14 protein-coding genes and 1 pseudogene are annotated in these 18,360 nt (G+C 66.8%); 9 read left to right on the top strand and 6 right to left on the bottom strand.

Annotated elements, in window-relative coordinates:
• Positions 1-98: 98 nt before the first annotated feature.
• On the bottom strand, positions 99-2,051 hold the full coding sequence (locus tag TSH58p_RS08560; RefSeq protein ID WP_109069101.1) for a tetratricopeptide repeat protein: 1,953 nt from the start codon (positions 2,049-2,051) through the stop codon (positions 99-101).
• 443 nt (positions 2,052-2,494) lie between these two features.
• Here TSH58p_RS08560 and TSH58p_RS08555 point away from each other — a divergent pair, with 443 nt between their 5' ends.
• Together TSH58p_RS08555 and ppk2 are read left to right on the top strand one after the other, a co-directional pair.
• Positions 2,495-2,746, top strand: coding sequence for a hypothetical protein (locus TSH58p_RS08555; protein WP_109069102.1), 252 nt, complete (start codon positions 2,495-2,497; stop codon positions 2,744-2,746).
• Positions 2,747-2,847: 101 nt separating this feature from the next.
• The gene (gene ppk2, locus TSH58p_RS08550) at positions 2,848-3,678 is read left to right on the top strand and encodes a polyphosphate kinase 2 (RefSeq protein WP_109069130.1); all 831 of its coding nucleotides are present in this window, start codon (positions 2,848-2,850) and stop codon (positions 3,676-3,678) included.
• Between the two features lie 20 nt (positions 3,679-3,698).
• On the opposite strand, the gene TSH58p_RS08545 is transcribed toward ppk2, so the two are convergent.
• The 3 genes from TSH58p_RS08545 to TSH58p_RS08535 form a co-directional block, all read right to left on the bottom strand.
• Positions 3,699-5,204: a hypothetical protein gene (locus tag TSH58p_RS08545; RefSeq protein WP_146205842.1), complete on the bottom strand. Its 1,506-nt coding sequence runs from the start codon at positions 5,202-5,204 to the stop codon at positions 3,699-3,701.
• Positions 5,201-7,114: a triacylglycerol lipase gene (locus tag TSH58p_RS08540; protein WP_109469199.1), complete on the bottom strand. Its 1,914-nt coding sequence runs from the start codon at positions 7,112-7,114 to the stop codon at positions 5,201-5,203. Before TSH58p_RS08540 ends, TSH58p_RS08545 begins: the two co-directional genes overlap by 4 nt.
• Positions 7,115-7,247: 133 nt before the next feature.
• Positions 7,248-7,871, bottom strand: coding sequence for a hypothetical protein (locus TSH58p_RS08535; RefSeq protein ID WP_146205843.1), 624 nt, complete (start codon positions 7,869-7,871; stop codon positions 7,248-7,250).
• A 674-nt stretch (positions 7,872-8,545) separates the two neighbouring features.
• Between TSH58p_RS08535 and TSH58p_RS08530 the strand changes: the two genes are divergently transcribed.
• Together TSH58p_RS08530 and TSH58p_RS08525 are read left to right on the top strand one after the other, a co-directional pair.
• Positions 8,546-9,382 carry a DUF2092 domain-containing protein gene (locus TSH58p_RS08530; RefSeq protein WP_109069131.1) on the top strand — a complete coding sequence of 279 codons (837 nt, stop codon included), beginning with the start codon at positions 8,546-8,548 and terminating at the stop codon, positions 9,380-9,382.
• A 239-nt stretch (positions 9,383-9,621) separates the two neighbouring features.
• Positions 9,622-10,167: a hypothetical protein gene (locus TSH58p_RS08525; RefSeq protein WP_158282577.1), complete on the top strand. Its 546-nt coding sequence runs from the start codon at positions 9,622-9,624 to the stop codon at positions 10,165-10,167.
• Between the two features lie 343 nt (positions 10,168-10,510).
• On the opposite strand, the gene TSH58p_RS08520 is transcribed toward TSH58p_RS08525, so the two are convergent.
• Together TSH58p_RS08520 and TSH58p_RS08515 are read right to left on the bottom strand one after the other, a co-directional pair.
• Positions 10,511-10,795: a glycine zipper family protein gene (locus TSH58p_RS08520; protein ID WP_109069107.1), complete on the bottom strand. Its 285-nt coding sequence runs from the start codon at positions 10,793-10,795 to the stop codon at positions 10,511-10,513.
• Between the two features lie 72 nt (positions 10,796-10,867).
• Positions 10,868-11,269 (bottom strand): Rap1a/Tai family immunity protein, encoded by a 402-nt coding sequence (locus TSH58p_RS08515; RefSeq protein ID WP_109069108.1) that lies wholly within the window; start codon positions 11,267-11,269, stop codon positions 10,868-10,870.
• Positions 11,270-12,283: 1,014 nt separating this feature from the next.
• Between TSH58p_RS08515 and TSH58p_RS08510 the strand changes: the two genes are divergently transcribed.
• The 5 genes and pseudogenes from TSH58p_RS08510 (at position 12,284) to TSH58p_RS08490 (ending at position 18,360) form a co-directional block, all read left to right on the top strand.
• The gene (locus tag TSH58p_RS08510; RefSeq protein WP_247873925.1) at positions 12,284-14,506 is read left to right on the top strand and encodes a TerB family tellurite resistance protein; all 2,223 of its coding nucleotides are present in this window, start codon (positions 12,284-12,286) and stop codon (positions 14,504-14,506) included.
• 100 nt (positions 14,507-14,606) lie between these two features.
• Entirely contained in the window at positions 14,607-15,083 is a 477-nt protein-coding gene (locus TSH58p_RS08505) for a hypothetical protein (RefSeq protein ID WP_109069109.1), read from the top strand.
• Between the two features lie 42 nt (positions 15,084-15,125).
• Positions 15,126-16,055 (top strand): annotated as a pseudogene (locus TSH58p_RS08500) (bifunctional enoyl-CoA hydratase/phosphate acetyltransferase); the annotation flags it as partial.
• A 7-nt stretch (positions 16,056-16,062) separates the two neighbouring features.
• On the top strand, positions 16,063-17,235 hold the full coding sequence (locus TSH58p_RS08495; RefSeq protein WP_109069111.1) for an acetate/propionate family kinase: 1,173 nt from the start codon (positions 16,063-16,065) through the stop codon (positions 17,233-17,235).
• 27 nt (positions 17,236-17,262) lie between these two features.
• Positions 17,263-18,360: an efflux RND transporter periplasmic adaptor subunit gene (locus TSH58p_RS08490; protein WP_109069112.1), complete on the top strand. Its 1,098-nt coding sequence runs from the start codon at positions 17,263-17,265 to the stop codon at positions 18,358-18,360.

Below are 18,360 nucleotides of genomic sequence, written 5' to 3'. Positions count from 1 at the left end.
GCGCGTTGCCATCGAAATGGCTTGCCGAGACGGCGACGGAGCCTGAAGCCAACGTTTCGGTGAGACGACCGTTCCGCACAAACCAGACCCCGTTGAGGTCAGAGCTTCTCGCCATCGGCCATCTGCGACGGCGGAATGACAAGACCGGCCTTGCGCAAGCCATCAACGATCCGGACGATAATGGTCGGATGGATGTTGCGGCGTTCGAATTCGGAGATCGCCTTGATGGGGAAGTTCGGGTCGAGCCGCAGGATCTCGGAGACCGCTTTCGCCGCCTCGCCCCGGTTTCCGGTCTGGCCGTGTATCATTGCCAGCGCGACATGGCCAAGAATGACCTCCCGCCCCAGATTGGCCCGCCGCATCTCCTCGAGCGCGTCGTCGTAGCGACCATTCACGTAATGATACGTGGCGATCACAATGCGGTACCAGCTCGGCTGCGCCGGGTTGCGCGTGAAGGCCTCGCGGATCAGCGGAATGCCGCGTTCCCACTCGCCGGTCAGGCTGTAGCAGCGCCCAAGGTCGGCGAGGATCGCGCTGTCGTTCGGGTTGAGCGCGAGCGCCTGTTCGTACGCGGCGATGCTGCGCTGCGGCTCTCGGCGCAGCCACCAGGCAAGCCCAAGCGCTTGATGCGACAAAGCGCTGTCCGGAGCCAGCGCCACCGCGCGCTCGGCCAATTGCAATCCGTCATCGATCGGATTGGGACGCGCCGGACTTGGATTGAAGCCGAGCCGGGCTTCGTCGATGGTGACCATGGCGAGCGCCGCCCAGGCTTCCGGATAGCCGGGGTCGTTTCTGGTCGTCCGCTCGAGGCAATCCCGCACCTCGGCATGGAGTGCGGCGCTGAACTGGCGCCAATACTGACGTGCGCGCAGAAGGCAGGCATAGGACGACAGATCCTGTGGCGCATGCCGGTCACTCACGCGCGTTTCCTCGCGCTCGATCACGCCGTCCGATTCCGCCAGGGTACGGGCGACCTGAACGGCGATGTCATGGCGCAGATCCAGCAGCCTGGCCGGCGTGACGACGCGACGGAAACTGTCCGACCACAGGTAGCGATGGTCCTTCGCCGCGATCAGCGTGGCCGTGACCTGGATGTAGTCACCGGTTTGAGCGACGCTGCCCTTCAGCATGTAGTCGACACGGGTGGTCGGCACGGCCTCGCGCAGGGCCGGCGCCGAAGGGTAGCGGAAGCTGGTGTCAGCGCCGAAGACCAGAAAATCCTCGAAGCGGATGAGCGCCGCGACGAGATCCTCGGTGATGCCATCGGCGACGAGGTCGAGAGCCGGATCGCCGGAGCCGTTGGTGAACGGGAGAACCAGCAGGGCCGGGCCGCGCACCGCCCGTTGTGTCGTGGCCGGCGCCGTGGCGTGCTCCGAGGTGTTCTTCGACGGGTCGGGAGCTATGGTGCGCCACCCGGCGAAAAGCCCCAGACCGACCACGGCCAGAAGCGTGACCGCAGCCGCGACCGCCAGCCAGCGGTGCCGACGGTCGATGTGGTGTCCGAGAATCCGTGGCGCGCGAGGCAGGTCCAGCCTTTTGCGGGTTGGCACCGATGCCGGGCCGGAGGCTTCGTCCGGAAGGTCGGTCCCGGCCGTGACCGGCGCGACGGAGAATTGGGGAACGTAGCCGCCTTTGGGAATACCGATGCGCAGGGGATCGGCGGCGCCTTCGGTCAGATAATAATGTTCCAGGGCGCGGCGAAGACGGCCAGCCTGGATGCGGACCACCGGGTCGAGCAGCGGGTCGAAGCTGGCATCGCGGTCGAACACGTCCATGGCGATGGTGTAGGCCTTGATGCGATTGGCCCGCCCGGCCAGGGTCTCCTGCACGATGAATTGCAGAAAGCGGCGGCCACGGGCGGAACCACGCAGGCTGCGGCTGGCCAGCACGCGCGCCAGCGCCGCATCGATGAGCGGTGCCGTGATGGAGGAGGCGCGCAAGTCATTGTTCTGCGGTTCGTCGGAGGCGTGAAGCACGAGCGCCCTCCTTCCGTTAAGTCCATCCGGCCGCCGTGCCGACAAGGCAAGCGGTTGCTGCGCCATGCGGTCCATGCCGGAACGGTCTGCTTTAGCCAGGCGTCGGAAGCTGTAGACCTCATGATCATGAGGCGCATGACACGATATCGAGGAAATTCACGCGAATCTGAAACAAGTTTCCGCGTATGAACGGAGTGCGCGATAATTTCAGGAAACCATGCCGGATAAGGGTATAAAGCAGTTTAGTCCGAAGAAATCGAGACTGGAACACTCGCTGACGGTATAGACGCTTCACGCCCGCGCCCTGACTGCATTACTTCCTCCAGAATGATAGCCTTTACCTTTTCGCGCGGCATGCGAAGCCGTTCCGTTTACCTGTTACGGTATCAAAGCCAACCGTTTCATCCTTCAAGTCAGCGGGCGATCCGGTGCAGGGTGGTCAGGAGCAAGGTCCGGAATAGGGCAGGCACCCCAATGCTCTTCCAGAACCGGGTGAGACCAGCCGGGGAGACCAGCCCATGTTGGATAAGCTACGGCACGTCGCGGAGCGATTCCCGGACTTGGGGGAAATAATCAAACAACACAGCGCCGACAATCGGTTCTTTCGCAGTCTCTGTGAGGATTATGGCGAGGCTGTCGAGATTTTGCGCGAATGGGAAGCGTCGAACAGCGGGCGAAGCTCGAAACGTGCCGACGCGTGCCGCGATCTTATCGCGGACCTCGAACAGGAAATCCTGCTCGAACTCCAGAATCGGATCGATGGTGTATGACCATCCGCGGAGCCTGTCGCCGAACCTGCCGCCGCGTCTGCCAATGAACGGCCCGTCCCGTTACGGATCACACTCAACACCCGTCCGCGAGGATGATGAGCATGGCAAAAAAGCTGAAGACCTCCCAACGCGTGGAGTGCGCGCAACCAAAGCTCAAGCGGCGGGATTATGAAAGCGCGCTTGCGGAGCTTCACGTCGAACTGGTGAAGCTGCAACAGTGGATCGTTCACAAAGGCATGAAGGTCTGTGTCGTCTTCGAAGGGCGCGACACCGCCGGCAAGGGGGGGACCATCAAGGCCATCACGGAGCGCGTGAGCCCGCGCGTGTTCCGCGTCATCGCCCTGCCGACGCCGACCGAGCGCGAAAAGTCGCAAATGTACATTCAGCGCTACATCCCGCACCTGCCGGCTGCCGGCGAGGTCGTCATCTTCGACCGGAGTTGGTACAATCGCGCCGGGGTCGAGCGGGTGATGGGCTTTTGCACCGAGGAACAGGCGAAACGGTTCCTCGACGCCGTTCCGCAAGTGGAAAAGGCCATCATCGAGTCCGGGGTGATTCTGCTGAAATACTGGCTCGAAGTCAGTCCGAAGGAGCAGACGCGCCGTCTGCAGGCACGGATCAACGATGGGCGGAAGGTCTGGAAGCTGTCGCCGATGGATTTGAAATCCTACGGTCACTGGTACGACTATTCGCGCGCCCGCGACGACATGTTCGCAGAGACCGACACCTCCTGGGCACCGTGGTTCGTCGCGCGGTCGGACGACAAGAGGCGGGCGCGCTTGAACATCATCCGTCACATGCTTGACCACATCCCCTATGAAGAGCTGCCCAGGGAAACCGTGAAGCTGCCCAAGCGCCAGGACCCTGACGGCTACGAGAACCCCAACTACCCGCTGAAGGTCATTCCGGAGCTGCAATGGCCCGTGGAATGAGGCCGAACGGTCATCCTCGGTCAGCGCCGCCGCCGAACAAGCCACAGGCGAACGGACCACAGGCCGGCGGCGAGAATTCCGGCCGCCACGACACCCGGGAGAACGAAGTCGCCGGCGCCGGACCGTGAGAGGCGGCCGCTCTCCAACGCCACGCGGACCCTCTCCAAATCCTCCCTCAGCGAGGGGAGTGGAAGCGTGGAGAGATCCTCCACAGGGATGGATCCAAGAACGCGCCGCGGGTCCGCGCCGGACCGCCATCGGTTGTCCACCGGGAGGTTCCCGGCAAGCCGTCCGACCTCTCCCTCATCCCTGAAGAATTGCGGATCGAGCGTCAGCGGGAACAGGGTCGTCTCGCCCCGCATGTGCAGCTCGATCATCGCGTTCACGTCGTTGCAGACGCCCAGCGCGTAGTAGCCGCCGAACGGAAGCTCGGGATGGCGCCGTTTGATCGCGTCATAGGCGCGCAGGATGGCGCCGGCGAGGCGGATCGCCTCCACCGCATCCTCCCCGCGGTAGCGGTGCGCCACCCTGCCCATGACCCAGCCCTGATCGCGCGTCACGCTCGGGCGGAACACGGCTTGGCCGTCGATTCCGAAATAGAAGGACAGATCCGCGTTGACCACCGGGCCGCGGACGACGAGTTCGTGCTGGGAATGGCTGACCGGAACCAGAAGGTTGCGGTCCGTCCCGGGGACCGGCAGTTGGGTGTCGATCCAGAACGGCGTCAGGACGTCGCGGCCATGATAAATCAGGTCGCCGAAATTGGCGAAATAACGCGAGTCGCGGACTTCCACGTCGTGGCCGTTCCGCGCCAACGCTTCCACCAGGGCGTGGGGCGTCTCCAGCGTCCGACCGTCTAGGACGACCCGGTAGCGCCGCCCGCCGTCCGGCGCGTTCAGGGAGAGGCGGTTGAGCAGTTCGGCCAAACGCAGTCCATCGGCATAGCGTTCGGCCAGCACGGGGTCGACACGGTCGCCGGCTTCCAGCCCAAAGCCCAGCGGGCGCAGGTAGGCGTCCGGCGCCGGAGGAGTGCCGGCGGCGGGAATCCCCAGTTCCTCATCGACGGCCGTATCGACAGCCGCATCGACCGTTGCGGGTTCAGGCGGGAGGCCATCGTCGCCGGACCGGTCCAGCATTGCCCCGGCGAGCCGCACGGACCGGCCCATTCCCTGCACCGTCAGCCCGGGAAACCGGTCCAAGCCCTTGAAATCCTTGCCAAGGATCATTTCGCGCAGCCGCTTGATCTCATCCGGCCCCAGAATGCCGCCTGCCTTCGGATCGCGTCCCAGTCGCCGGTACAGGGCTTCCACGAATTCCGGATTCCGGGCCAGTTCGGACATGACCTGCGAGACGGGCAGCCATGGCGCCTCGTCCGCCCGCGCAGGCGCGGAGCACAGCAGGGTGCCGGACAGGATGAGAGCGGAAACGGCGCGCCCCAGGCGCGCCAACTTGGAGGCCGCCATCATGGAGGCCGCCATCATGGAGGCCGCCATCATGGAGGCCGCCATCATGGGGAACGCCGTCATCGGGTCCGGCTTGCGACGCGCGGGGCGCCGGCGCCCGGCGGTCCGCAGTCGTTGCGTTTCGTACAGGACTCATCCCAATGGAGGAGAAGGATGCGGCGCACCTCCTCGATCGTGCGCGGATTGGACTGCGTCGAGTGCCCGGAACGCACGACATACTCGGATTCGACCCCGTCGATGTGGGCGCTCTTGTACTCCACGACGCCATCGTCGCCGGTTTCGACCGGTCCGTCACCGCGCACCGCGATGATCGAGTGCGCCTTGACCCCCTCGGCGATGGGCGTGCGCGCCAGGGTCCGGACCAGAAGGCTGCCGGGGGTCATGGCGTAGACGCTGCCAAACCCTGTCTGCCCGGCAAGCGTGGTGGTGGCGTCGTCCAGCTTGCCGATTTCCGAGGTCACTCTCAGGATGCGTCCCGGCAATCGCACCAGGCTTGCGACGAAATGGCTGATCCGGTTGCCGGCGACATAGCTGCCGCCGTGCGGCGTGGCGATGAAGACGAGGCGTTTGACCGACGGAACCGGCTTCACGACCAGGGCGCCTGTCAGCAGGTCGCGCGTTTCCCGGTCGAGCTGAAGCTGGTCGGGCGGTTTGCGGAACACCGCGTTCCACAGCTGGTCACCCGTGTTCACCGCCGTCATCTTGGTCAGCAGGCCACCCTGGCTGTGCCCGATGACGACCATCTCGTGCAGCGCCGGTTCCCGACCGGACGGGTCCAGGGTGGACACCGCCTCCTGCAGCGCGTCGCGCAACAGAAGGGCGGAGTAGGGAACGGGATTGCCCGTCTCGTAGCTGAAGAACCAGAACTGGAAGTGGTCGCGGATGCGCGGGTCGCTCTTCAGATCGTTCAGCATCTCGGCCCAGCGCACCGGGCTCGACGCCGTCCCGTGAACGAAGACGACGGGAATGCGGCCGGACCGGTACGGTTCCATGGCGACCAGACGGGACGGCATCTTGTCCAGCAGGCCGCCGCGCAGGAAGCCGCCGAACTCGAATTCCCAGATCGGCACTCCGTCCAGCATGTAGGCCAGCGTGGAGGTGTACTCGACCTCCAGCGGCACGGGCTGGCGGTCGATCAGCACCGCTTCGGTTTCGGACGAGGGATAGAGTTCGAGTTGCGCGCGGACGCGCCCGCCCGTGATCTGGCGCCGGGGATCGGGGATGCGCAGCAGCGCGGTCACGGGCGTCTTGACGCGTGGGGCGACCTGGAAGCCCTTCGCCAGGGTGCTCTGCGTGGTCCCCGCCGCCAAGGGGGCGCCGATGCCGGGCTGGCGATAACGGGCGTCGAGGCCATGAACCTTCACCTCGGCGACCGGAAAGAAGCCGGTCAGCTGGCGCCCGCCCCACACCAGTTCCCCAGGATCGAAGGCCACGTCCAACTCACCGAACGGGAGCGGGTGGCTCGCCTCCCGAATGGCGATACCGGTTCTGTCCTCCGTCGCCAAGCCGGAGGTCAGGCCACGGTTGTACAGGTCGGTGGCCAGCCGGAACCGTGGATCGTAGGGGCTGGGCGGCTGGTCCATTCCTCCCGGAAAGAGAAAGGCGTAGGCGTAGAGGGCCGACGCCAGGTAATAGGGCCGTCCTCCCTGCTCCTCGGCGTTCAGGAACGACATCTCGGCCAAGGCGAAGATCTCGTCGGCGCCGCCATGCCCTTGCACGACCACCGCGCGGAGGTCGGCGATGGCGTTTTCCGGCTGCGTCAGGAAGCGGTCCACCAGGGACCACCGGCGCAGCACATTGTGGGTCGGATCGCTGAGCGCGTGCGCCGACAGGACATTGCGCGTGAGCTGCTGGTGGACGGCGACATGGTCCACGCGCTCGACACTGACCGGCGTCGCACAGCCCCCGGCGAGGAGCGTCCAGGCCAGCAGGACCGCGACGGCGAAGCCTCTGGGACAGAGCGGTCGGCTCATCCCGCAGCCCGCTGTGCCACCCGTCGCCGCTGGCCGGGCATCATGGCTTGCGTACACTCCAACGCCCTCCGACCGTGCTCTTCGCCCGTGCTCTTCGCACGTGCGCTTCGAATGCGTTCGCGACGATCGGCGTTCAGAACCAGCTCTTGCGTGCCGGCTCGATCGACACCGCGAGGGCTTCGCTGACGACGGCGGTGATCGTGTCGCCGACCTTCAGCGAGGGAAGCTTCGCCTGGCGGGCGGGATCCGTCACATTGACGGTGTAGACCTCACCGCCGTTGGGATTGACGAGGTCGATGCTGTTCGCACCGAGGTCGATGCCGACGACCAGCCCGCTCAGCCGTGTCACCTGAACGCCGATACCGCCCGGCGCCTCGGCCGGGCGCGCGATCACCTGCTGGACCTCATCCTCGGGCACGGGGGCGCCGGGTTGGGAGACCATGAAGGCCACGGAGCGGTAGAACTGCGCATCGACGGTGTCTCCCACCTTCAGCATCTCCAAGCGCACCGCCGGCCCGGCCATGACGGTGACCGGGGTGCCCGACCGTCCGGCCAGCGTGACCTTCCGCTTGCCCGCGTCGATGGCCGTGATTTTCGCGTGGATCGTAACGGCGGCACTTTCCGGAATGACGTTCGTCAGAACGGGCCTGTTCTGCGCCGACGCCGGATGCGGAACCGTGGCCGGTACCAGGAGCGCGCCGCAGAGGATGCCCACTGCGGTGGCGGTGACCGTTGGCAAGGTTGTACGACGTTTCACGCTGTCCTCCTGTCTTGCCCGGCAGGCCCCGCCGCCGCCTTTGAAGCGCGACGTTGGAGTGCGGGCCTGGGACCATCCGGTGTGGGGTATTGTTTCCCGCTGCCAAGTCCTGTAGCCCGAGACACCGTCTCTGACGAGTATTCTACGGTAGCCTGGATTTCGCTGGTCTTCGCCGTTGGGCCAAGTGTTCGGACTACGCCCGGCACGGCGACGAGCGTAAGCGTCGGGCGGCTTCAGCGGTTTCCGTTACTGTAACGGGTGTTACGGTAGCGTACTTGGCACAACGAGGGTGTTCCGCCGCTCTTCACCACAGGTGACCGCCATCGGTACCCCAATCATGAGGGGGCGGACGGTCGGGCGGGGGGCCGTCCAACAGGGCCTCAGCCCTGCCCCGGGCGCCCTTCCACGCGGCGAGCGCCCTCGCGGGCACACCGGCAATTTCGGGACAGCGTTACCGTAGCGGCCTGCATTGAACGCGGCTGCTACTTTCAATGGTTCCGCTCCAAGTTGCTCAATGATCCCTGGCGACGGGCTCGTGGGAGCATGCACGAGCGCGTCGGGGATGACGAAGGCCGTTTTCCCAGGCGCCGTTTTCCCAGGCCTTTCACCGATGCCGCCGGCGCGGCATCCGGGGGAGGAGGCCGGGGCAGGAGGCCGGGGCAGGAGGGATGTCGATGAACGGACCCAGGTGGCTGATACGGTCGGCGCTGTGCCCGGTGCTCTGCGCTTTCGCCCTGGTCGGCCCCGTCTGCGGGGCCGAGGCGCCGCCGTCCGACAGCCCGTCGCAGGCGGTCGAGCAGGACGAGCTGATCGACGACGAGGCGATGACCGTCCTGACGCGCATGGCCGACACGCTCGCCCAGGCCCAGCGCTTCACCGTGACCATCCGGGCCAGTTACGACGTGGTTCAGGACACGGGGGAGAAGATCACGTTCGGCGAGCGACGCGCCCTCACCCTGAACCGTCCCGATGGCCTGCGGGTCGAAGCGCAGGAAAGCGACGGGAAGCGGTCGCTGGTGACGTTCGACGGAAAAGCGATCTCCGTGTTCAACGCGGACGAGAATGTCTATGCCCAGATCGAACGGGCCGGCACCATTGATGACGCCGTGCGCTATCTGGTCCAGGATCTTCGGGTGCGGTTGCCGCTCGCGCTGCTGCTGGTCAGCACGCTGCCGGATGAACTGGAGCAACGCCTTCAGTCGCTCGACTATGTGGAGCGGGACACGCTCACGGCGGTGCCGACCGATCATCTGGCGGGGCGCACCGAGGATGTCGACTTCCAGATCTGGATCGCCACCGAAGGTCCGCCTCTGCCGCAGCGCGTGACCATCACCTACAAGGCCGACGAGGGCGAGCCGCAATACCGGGCCGACTTCTCCGATTGGAACCTCAACCCGGACGTCCAGCCGGCGCAGCTCGCCTTCCACCCTCCGGACGGCGCGGAACGCATCCCGGTCATGATCCGTGTCCGCCGGACCGCGCCCGGCAGTTCGGAAGGAGCGCCGAAATGAACAGGTTGTCGTCACGGCCATCGTCACGGCCATCGTCACGGATCGCCTTTTCCATCGCCGCATCCCTGCTGCTGGTGGCCGGATCGGTCGCGGATGCCTATGCCCGCGGCGGTGGTCGAGGTGGCGGTGGCGGTGGTGGTGGTGGCCGAGCGGGCGGAGGGGGCTTCGCCCGGTCCGGTCCGGCGGCGGGGGGCGGCTTCTCCGCTCAACGATCAACGGCGGGACGATCCACCGCAGGAGTGGGGGCCCGTCAGGCGGGCGCCACCCAGCGGTCGGGCGAGCGGATGGCCTCCGCGCAGACGGCGTCGCGGCAGACCGGCGCTACGGAGCGTTCCGCGCAGCGCGCCGAGACGAAGCAGACGCGCACGGAAGGCCGGGCCGACACGCGCGCTTCGGGCCAGCAGGAGCGGACCGAACGGCAGGGGCAGCGCCAGCAGGGACAGACCGAACGCACGGAAGCCCGCCAGCAAGGCCAGACCGAACGCACGGAATCGCGGGCCTACGCGGCGCAGAACATCGCCAACGACTGGGACGGCCATCACTATGACGACAATGACGACGATTGGGGCTGGGCTCTTGCGGGCGCGGCGGTCGGTGCGACCGCCGGTTACATCGCCGGCGCCGCCACGGCGGGCCCCAATTACGTGACGGTGCTTCCCTGCACGCCCACCGTCGTGCCGTACAGCGGCGTCAGTTACTACGGCTGCGGCGGAACCTGGTACAACCGCAGCTATGTGGACGGAAACGTCACCTACGTCACCGTCACACCGCCTCCCGGATACTGACCGTTCCGGGCGTGGTCTCCGGGAGTGGACCTCTTGGCGCGGACCTCTTGGCGCGGGCATGGCGCGCCGCCGAGAACGTCGCGAACAACCGCCGCAGCGGCGACGGTCTGCGCGCAGGATCGTGGTTCATGCGCCAGGGACGGTATCACCGCGCTTAAAATGCCAGCCGCATCGCAGAACGACAACGGCTGGCCGGGCTTCGGCTGGCCGGGCTCCGCGACCGTCCTTCGCCGGGTCGTCGGCGATGCCCGTGACGAGGACGCGCCTGTCATCCGCTGGGATCAGCGGCATGGCGATAACGTCCTCGTCAGCGCACGATCCGTCAGCGCACGATCGCCGCAGGTCATTGAGTCCCGCTTCGCTGGGTGGACCCCTGCTGGACGCCGCGCTGGTAGGCCGAGGCCTCGGTCCGCTTGTGATAGTCGTAGAGCAGGCCGCCGGCCAAGCCGGCGCCCGCGCCGATGGCCGCTCCCATGCCGGCGTTGCCGGCTATGGCGCCGATCAGCGCCCCACCGGCGGCACCTCCGGTCGTGCCGGTGAGCGCGCGCTGCTGGGTCGGTGACATGTCGGCGCAAGCCGCAAGGGGAAGCGCGACGACGGCGACGCGGAGGAATCGTGTGAGTTTCATGGTCTTTCCCATCCTGGTTGGCCATCGATCGAAGACCGTGGTCCGCAGCGGAGGAATCGGATACCGGCGGGATCAGGCGCTGCAGGGGTAGCGCTGGGACAGGAAGCGGAACAGCCCCTCCACCGGCGGCGTGTCCATCTGCCTGGGGTTCTGCTTTGCCCAGGTGACGAAAGCGGAAACGGCGTCATTGCGCGACGGCGGCGGAGTCGGCGCGCACACCAGCTGGCGCTTGCCTTCGGCGGCCGCCACGACCTGATGGTACTGATAGGCGCCGACGGCGAAGCCGTGGCAGAAGTGGAGCGCCGCGATGCCGGTCGGATCGTTTGGCGTGGCTTCGCACAGCCGCACAAGGTCGCCCGTGGTGCGGACCTGAAAATTGGTTTCCGTGGGGGTCGGCCCCATCTGCGCGTTGGCGGCGGTGATCACCGTCGCCGATAGGGCAACGGCCAGAGCGACCTTGGTTCGGTGTTTCATGGTTTGCTCCCAGCGCTTTTCATGGATGGTTCTTCATGGACGGGGAGGCGACTTTCCCCGACGAACCGGCCGGCCCGACACGCCATCGATGGCACGCAGTATCGATGGCACGCAGTCAACGGGCAGCCGATCGGATGGACAGGGTGCAGAGTTCGGAGAAAAATTTAACTCGCAAGACGGTGTGCTTTGGAAGGTAGCATTCCTCCAAGCCAAAGCGCAGTCATGCTACGGTAACGCCTGCCGTATCGGTCATGTGAAGAAGGCTGTCTTCTGCCCGGAACCCCGATGAACGGTCAGAATGGACGCCCCTTACGGGGCTCCGTATCTCTTCAAAAAAGAATGAAGAAAGGTATATTTAAGCGAGTCATTTCAAGAAATGATGCTTTTAATCTTCGCTGAATTGAATTTCATACATGGAAAATCGGCAGCCGGGATCTGTCCTGAAAGACGGCGTTGCCACCCTGTTTTGGGCATGAGCCACCAAGGAAGCGTGGTTTGATACGGTAACAAGGCCAACAGTTGCATGCTTCAACGCGGCGGGTGGTCTGGTGCAGGCTTTTCTGCGTCTAAGCCGACGCCCCGGCCCCACGGGTCTTGCGATGGGGCTCTTGCGATGGGGCGTTATCCGCGCCGCCGGCGTTGCCGCGCCTTCGCGCATGCAAAGAAACCGGTCGGCACAGCAAACGCACAGCCGGCACAAGAGCGTACAGCCAGAGAGGACATGTGATGAAGACTCGGCGGGAACGTCCCCCGATTGAACAGCAGCCTCTGGCGGCCTGGTTTTCCGCCTGGACTGCGGCATTCCCCTCTCTCGGCCCCTTTCTTACCCCCTTCACCGAACCCGCAGGGGACGGGGCCGCAGCAAATCCGGCAGGGGCAAAACCGGCAGGGACAAAACCAGTTGGAGAGACGGCGGCCGGGAAAGGCGCGGATGGTTGGCCAACGCCGACTTTCCCCAACCCGCTCGACGTCCCCAACCCGTTCCAGGACGCCTTCGACTACGGCGTCGATGCCATGCAGCGTTGGGTCCTGTTCCTGGATGTTCTGCGGCGCCGCGGCGACCAGTTCATGGACCATGCGGATAAAGGAAAGCCGCCCGTCCTGACCTTTCCGTATGAGGTCGCGATGGAAGGGCAGAAGTTGAAGCGGCCGTGCAATTACATGCTGCTTCGCATCCTGCCGGACCCTGCCGTCGGCACGGACCCGTCCAAGCGTCCGTTCGTGATCGTCGATCCGCGCGCCGGTCACGGGCCGGGGATCGGCGGCTTCAAGCCGGACAGTCAGATCGGCACCGTTCTGCGCGCCGGCCACCCCTGCTACTTCATCGGTTTCCACCCTGAACCGGTGCCGGGCCAGACCCTGGCCGACGTGGGTGAGGCCGAGGCCTTCTTCATCGAGCATGTCGGAAAACTGCACGACGGCGCGGGCGGCAAGCCGTGCGTCATCGGCAATTGCCAGGCGGGCTGGGCGGTGATGGCGCTGAGCGCGGTCCGGCCCGACCTGATGGGGCCGATCATCGTCGCGGGCTCCCCGCTGTCCTACTGGGCCGGCGTGAAGGGGCGGAACCCGCTGCGCTACCTCGGCGGGCTGTATGGTGGCGCCTGGCTCGCCGCCCTGGCCAGCGATCTCGGCAACGGCCGTTTCGACGGGGCGCATCTGGTCGGCAATTTCGAGAAGCTGGACCCGGCCAACACCTATTGGAAGAAGGCGTACAACCTGTACGCCCATATCGACACGGAAGCGGACCGGTACCTTGAGTTCGAAAAGTGGTGGAGCGGCTTCTTCCTGCTGAATGGCGAGGAGATCGAGGCCATCACCGACGAGCTGTTCGTCGGCAACAAGATGACCAGCGGCGGCATCGTCCGGAACGGGCGCCGGCTGGATTTGCGGAACATCCGCTCGCCCATCCTCGTCTTCGCGTCCTTCGGCGACAACATCACGCCGCCGCAACAGGCGCTGGGCTGGATCCTCGATCTCTACAGCGACGACGAGGACATCCGGGCCCACGAGCAGACCATCGTCTACAACCTCCATCACGACATCGGGCACCTGGGCATCTTCGTGTCCGGCCGCGTCGCCCGGAAGGAAACGTCGGAGTTCGTCGAGAACATCGACTTCATCGACCTGCTGCCACCCGGTCTTTACGAGATGATCCTTCAGCCGAAGGACCCGAACGTTCCCGGCGCCGATCTGGTCGCGGGCGACTATGTGACGCGGTTCGAGCCCCGCACGCTCGACGACATCCGCGGGCTTGGCGGCAACACGCCGGAGGACGACCGGCGCTTCGCCACGGTGGCCCGCATCTCGGACATCAACAAGGGCCTGTACGCCACCTTCGCGCGGCCCTCCATCCAGGCCGCCGTCAACGAGCCCTTCGCCGAATGGCTGCGCATGATGAACCCGGCGCGCAGCCAGTATTACCTGTTCTCGCACCTCAACCCCTTCATGGCGCCGGTCGGACCCATGGCCGATTGGGTGCGCGAACACCGCCGCCCGGCGAGCCCGGACAACCCGTTCCTGAACGCACAGAACCGTGCTTCGGACGAGATCGTGCAGGGGCTCGACCGTTGGCGGGACATGCGGGACGGTGCCGTCGAGCGCCTGTTCATGGGCCTCTACAACGCGCCGCTTCTTCAGGCTCTGGTCGGGCTGGCCGCGCCGGGCGGGGAAGCGCGGCCACCGCACGTCCGCGACGAGGCGTTCGAAGCCCTGTTCGAGAAGCGGATGGCCGAAATCATGGCCCGTGTGGAGGAAGGCGGGGTGCGGGAGGCGCTGTTCCGCGTCCTGATCCACGCACGGCGCGGCGAAGGCGCCATCGACGAGCGCGCCTTCCAGATGCTGCGGAAAATCCGCGAGGAGCAGCCTAACGCCCAGCACCTGTCCGTGGACGCCGCCCGCGCGGTCTTCCGCGAACAGGTCTTCCTGATGCTGATGGACGAGGACGCGGCGATGAGCGCGCTGCCCAAGCTCCTGCCCGGCGAGAAGGAGCGCAAGGAGGTGATGGCGCTGGCGGAACGGGTTCTGGAGGCCTCCGGACCGCTGACCCCCGACCAGCGCGCCCGCCTGCGGCAGGTGGACGCTCTTCTGCAGGACAAGGAGGAGCGGATCGAGGCCGAGCGCGAGCCGCCCCTGCGCGTGCTGCCCGGGGCCGGCGGATCGTCGCTGGCCAAGGCCGCCTCCGACATCAGCAGGACGGATACGCAGCGCAGGGTGATGCGCACCGCGAAGGCCAAGTGAAGCCGGCACCGGGGCGCGAGGCTGGCAAGAAACCGCCGACAGGAAAGGTTGCCAGGAAACGTGGCCAGGAAACGCTGACAGGAAACAAGGGGAACGCGTCATGAGCAACATGGACCAGACCAGGGCGACCGCGGCCGTCCCCAACATCGGTGACGACCTGATCACGCCCGACGAACTCCGCAAGCTCACCGAGCAGCACGAGATGGCGCTGCTCCAGGAAGCCCTGGAGCGGGAAAAGAAGCACATGAAGGAACAGGACACCGTCCGCGAAGCCTTCATGAACCAGCACATCCGCCCCGACGCCAAGGAGCGGTTCACCCGCGCGGTGCGCGACGCCGCGTCGCGCGGCGTGAAGGAAATTCAGGTGGCCCGCTTCCCGAGCAGCTACTGCACCGACGGTGGCCGGGCGATCAACAATTTCGAGCCGGACTGGCCGAATTCCCTGACCGGCTTCGCCCGCGAGGCCTACGAGGTCTTCGACAAGAATTTGAGGGCCAAGGGCTACAAGCTGCGGGCGCAGATCCTGGACTATCCCGGCGGAATGCCGGGGGACGTCGGTCTCTATCTGCGCTGGTGAGGAGGGCGCGTCATGGCCGGCAGCCAGCCATCGTCCCCGCATCGGCATGAAAAGTACGAACGGCTGGTCGCCGCCTGCCGCGACATCCCCCCCGTCCCGACGGCGGTGGCGCATCCCTGCGACGCCTCCTCCCTGGGCGGCGCCGTCGATGCGGCCCGCCAGGGCTTCATCACCCCGATCCTGATCGGTCCAGCCGCGCGCATCCGGGCCGTGGCGGCTGAGACCGGCCTCGACATCGCCCCGTACGAGATCGTGGACGTGCCGCACAGCCACGCCGCCGCCGCCATGGCGGTGGAACTGGTGCGGCAGGGTCGTGCCCAGCTTCTCATGAAGGGAAGTCTGCACACGGACGAACTGCTCCGTGAGGTGGCGAGGAAGGACAGCGGGCTGCGGACGGAACGGCGCATCAGCCACGTCTTCATCATGGATGTGCCGACCTACGCCAAGCCGCTGTTCATCACCGACGCCGCGGTGAACATCGCGCCGACCCTGGAGGACAAGCGCGACATCATCCAGAACGCCATCGATCTGGCGCGGGCGCTGGGGAACCCCCAGCCGAAGGTGGCGATCCTGTCGGCGGTCGAGACCATCACCCCGAAAATCCCGTCCACCGTGGAGGCCGGCGCGCTGTGCAAGATGGCCGACCGCGGACAGATCACCGGCGGCCTGCTGGACGGGCCGCTGGCGCTCGACAACGCCATCAGCCCGGAAGCGGTGAGGATCAAGGGCATCGCCTCCCCGGTCGCCGGGCAGGCCGACATTCTCGTCGTGCCGGATCTGGAGGCTGGCAACATGCTCGCCAAGAACCTGACCTTCCTGGCGAACGCCGATGCCGCCGGCATCGTGCTGGGGGCGCGGGTGCCCATCGTGCTGACCAGCCGGGCCGACAGCGTCATGACGCGCATGGCCTCCTGCGCCGTGGCGGCGCTGTACGCGCACCGGCAGCGGATCGAGCAGCCGGTGAAGGGGTGAGGTCGCCATGACCGAGACGATCCTGGTCATCAACGCCGGCTCCTCCAGCATCAAGTTCCAGCTGTTCGATGCGGCGGACGGGACGCTGCCGGTGCGCCTGCGCGGCCAGATCGAGGGGATCGGCACGACGCCCCGGCTGCTCGTCCAGGGCGGCAGCGTTCCATTACCGGCCGAATCCGGCGACGGGGTTCCCGGCGCGCTGGCCTTTCTCGGCGCGTGGCTGCGGCAGCGGCTGGGCGGCGCCATGCCGGTGGCGGTCGGGCATCGGGTGGTTCACGGCGGACCGGCCTACGACACCCATGTGGCGGTGGACGACGCGGTGATCGGGACGCTGGAACGCTATGTCCCGCTCGCCCCGCTCCACCAGCCGAACAATCTGGCGCCGATCCGGGCGATCCGGAAGCTCACGCCGGAGATGCTTCAGGTGGCCTGCTTCGACACGGCCTTTCACCGGCACCATTCCGAACTGGCCGACCGCTACGCCATCCCGGACGCCCTCTTCCGGGAAGGTGTGCGGCGCTACGGCTTTCACGGCCTGAGCTACGAATACATCGCCGGGCGCCTGCCGGACCTCGCTCCCGGGATCGCCGGCGGGCGGGTCGTCGTCGCGCATCTCGGCAGCGGGGCCAGCATGTGCGCCATCCGGGACGGGCGCAGCGTGGACAGCACCATGGGCTTCACCGCGCTGGACGGGTTGCCGATGGGGACCCGGCCGGGGCAGCTGGACCCCGGCGTGGTCCTGTATCTGTTGGACAAGGGCATGGACGCCCGCGCCATCGAACGGCTGCTTTACCATGACTGCGGCCTGAAGGGCCTGTCCGGCATCAGCAACGACGTCCGCGACCTGCTGGCCAGCGCCGACCCGCGCGCCAGGCTCGCGCTGGATTGCTTCGTCTACCGGGCGAGCCTCGCCATCGGGGCGCTGGCCGCCGCCATGGGGGGCATCGACGGGCTCGTGTTCACGGCCGGCATCGGCGAACGGGCGCCGGCCATCCGCAAGGCCATCGCGGAGCGGGCGCGCTGGCTCGGCCTCGACCTCGACGAGGCGGCCAACGATGCGAACGCGCTGTGCATCACGACGCCGGACAGCCGGGTCAAGGGCTGTGTCATCCCGACCGACGAGGAGCGGATGATCGCGCATCACACCCGCGACATCCTCCGCCGCCACCGCCCTGCGTGACACGGTCCCGAGAAGGAGAGAGGCGCCATGTCTTGGCTATCCGGGTTTGGGCCTTCCAGATCGGCAATCGTCGCCGCCCTTCTGCTTCTCGGCTGCGAGCAACCGGCGCCGCCACCGGCCGAGGCGACGCTGATCCGCGTGCTGCCGGTGCAGGTGAGCCAGTTCGACCGCACCGCCGCGCTGACCGGGGAAATCCAGGCCCGTCACGAGAGCAACCTCGGCTTCCGCGTCAGCGGCAAGGTGGTCGAGCGGCTGGTGGACGTGGGGCAGACGGTCACCTCCGGCCAACTGCTGGCGCGGCTGGACAACCAGGACCAGACCAACGCCGTGAGGTCCGCCGAATCCGACCTGGGGGCGGCGCAGGCCGCCGTCGAGCAGAGCCGGACGCAGGAGGAGCGCCAGCGCTCCCTGCTCGCCAACGGCTTCACCACGCGGGTCCAGTACGACAACGCCCAGAAGCGCTACCAGCAGGCGCAGGCCGAGTTGAATTCCGCCGAGGCACAGCTGCGCTCGGCACAGGACACGCTGTCCTACACCGAACTGCGGGCCGACCGTGACGGGGTCATCACGGCGAAGGCGGCGGAGCCCGGACAGGTGGTCGCCGTCGGCCAGACGGTGCTGCGGCTGGCCGACCCGAATGAGCGGGAAGCGGTCTTCCAGGTGCCGGGCGCCAGCATCCGGCTGGAAGGACGGGAGGGCCTGCCGCCGGTCGAGGTGCGGCTCGTCAACGATGCGAAGACCGTCACCGAAGGCACGATCCGCGAGGTGTCTCCGGGGGTCGATCCGGTGACCCGGACCTACACCGTGAAGGTCTCCCTGCCCAACGCCCCCGACGCCTTCCTGCTGGGTTCCTCCGTTGTCGGGCGGGCCAAGCTGCCGGCGCGGCCGGTGGTCAATCTGCCGTCCTCGGCCCTGTTCCAGACGGGGAACGGGGAGCCGGCGGTCTGGGTCGTGGCGCGGCCGGCCGACACGGTGAGCCTGCGCCCCGTGTCCGTCCTGCAATACGACACCGGCACGGTCACCGTCTCCAGCGGCCTCGACAACGGCGAACTGGTGGTGGTCGGCGGAGTCCAGAAGCTGCGGCCGGACCAGAAGGTCACCATCAAGCAGGGGAGCGGCGCATGA

Origin of the sequence: Azospirillum sp. TSH58 (assembly GCF_003119115.1) — a bacterium.
In the GTDB taxonomy this organism is placed as follows: domain Bacteria; phylum Pseudomonadota; class Alphaproteobacteria; order Azospirillales; family Azospirillaceae; genus Azospirillum.
The sequence above is the reverse complement of the archived record's forward strand: the minus strand, read 5'-3'. Positions and strand labels throughout refer to the sequence as shown.

Bases quoted from the DNA above. Each gene is read 5' to 3' on its own strand.
- TSH58p_RS08560 (WP_109069101.1), bottom strand. From the start codon at position 2,051: ATGGACCGCATGGCGCAGCAACCGCTTGCCTTGTCGGCACGGCGGCCG.
- TSH58p_RS08555 (WP_109069102.1), top strand. From the start codon at position 2,495: ATGTTGGATAAGCTACGGCACGTCGCGGAGCGATTCCCGGACTTGGGG.
- ppk2 (WP_109069130.1), top strand. From the start codon at position 2,848: ATGGCAAAAAAGCTGAAGACCTCCCAACGCGTGGAGTGCGCGCAACCA.
- TSH58p_RS08545 (WP_146205842.1), bottom strand. From the start codon at position 5,204: ATGACGGCGTTCCCCATGATGGCGGCCTCCATGATGGCGGCCTCCATG.
- TSH58p_RS08540 (WP_109469199.1), bottom strand. From the start codon at position 7,114: ATGAGCCGACCGCTCTGTCCCAGAGGCTTCGCCGTCGCGGTCCTGCTG.
- TSH58p_RS08530 (WP_109069131.1), top strand. From the start codon at position 8,546: ATGAACGGACCCAGGTGGCTGATACGGTCGGCGCTGTGCCCGGTGCTC.
- TSH58p_RS08520 (WP_109069107.1), bottom strand. From the start codon at position 10,795: ATGAAACTCACACGATTCCTCCGCGTCGCCGTCGTCGCGCTTCCCCTT.
- TSH58p_RS08515 (WP_109069108.1), bottom strand. From the start codon at position 11,269: ATGAAACACCGAACCAAGGTCGCTCTGGCCGTTGCCCTATCGGCGACG.
- TSH58p_RS08510 (WP_247873925.1), top strand. From the start codon at position 12,284: ATGCAGCGTTGGGTCCTGTTCCTGGATGTTCTGCGGCGCCGCGGCGAC.
- TSH58p_RS08505 (WP_109069109.1), top strand. From the start codon at position 14,607: ATGAGCAACATGGACCAGACCAGGGCGACCGCGGCCGTCCCCAACATC.
- TSH58p_RS08495 (WP_109069111.1), top strand. From the start codon at position 16,063: ATGACCGAGACGATCCTGGTCATCAACGCCGGCTCCTCCAGCATCAAG.
- TSH58p_RS08490 (WP_109069112.1), top strand. From the start codon at position 17,263: ATGTCTTGGCTATCCGGGTTTGGGCCTTCCAGATCGGCAATCGTCGCC.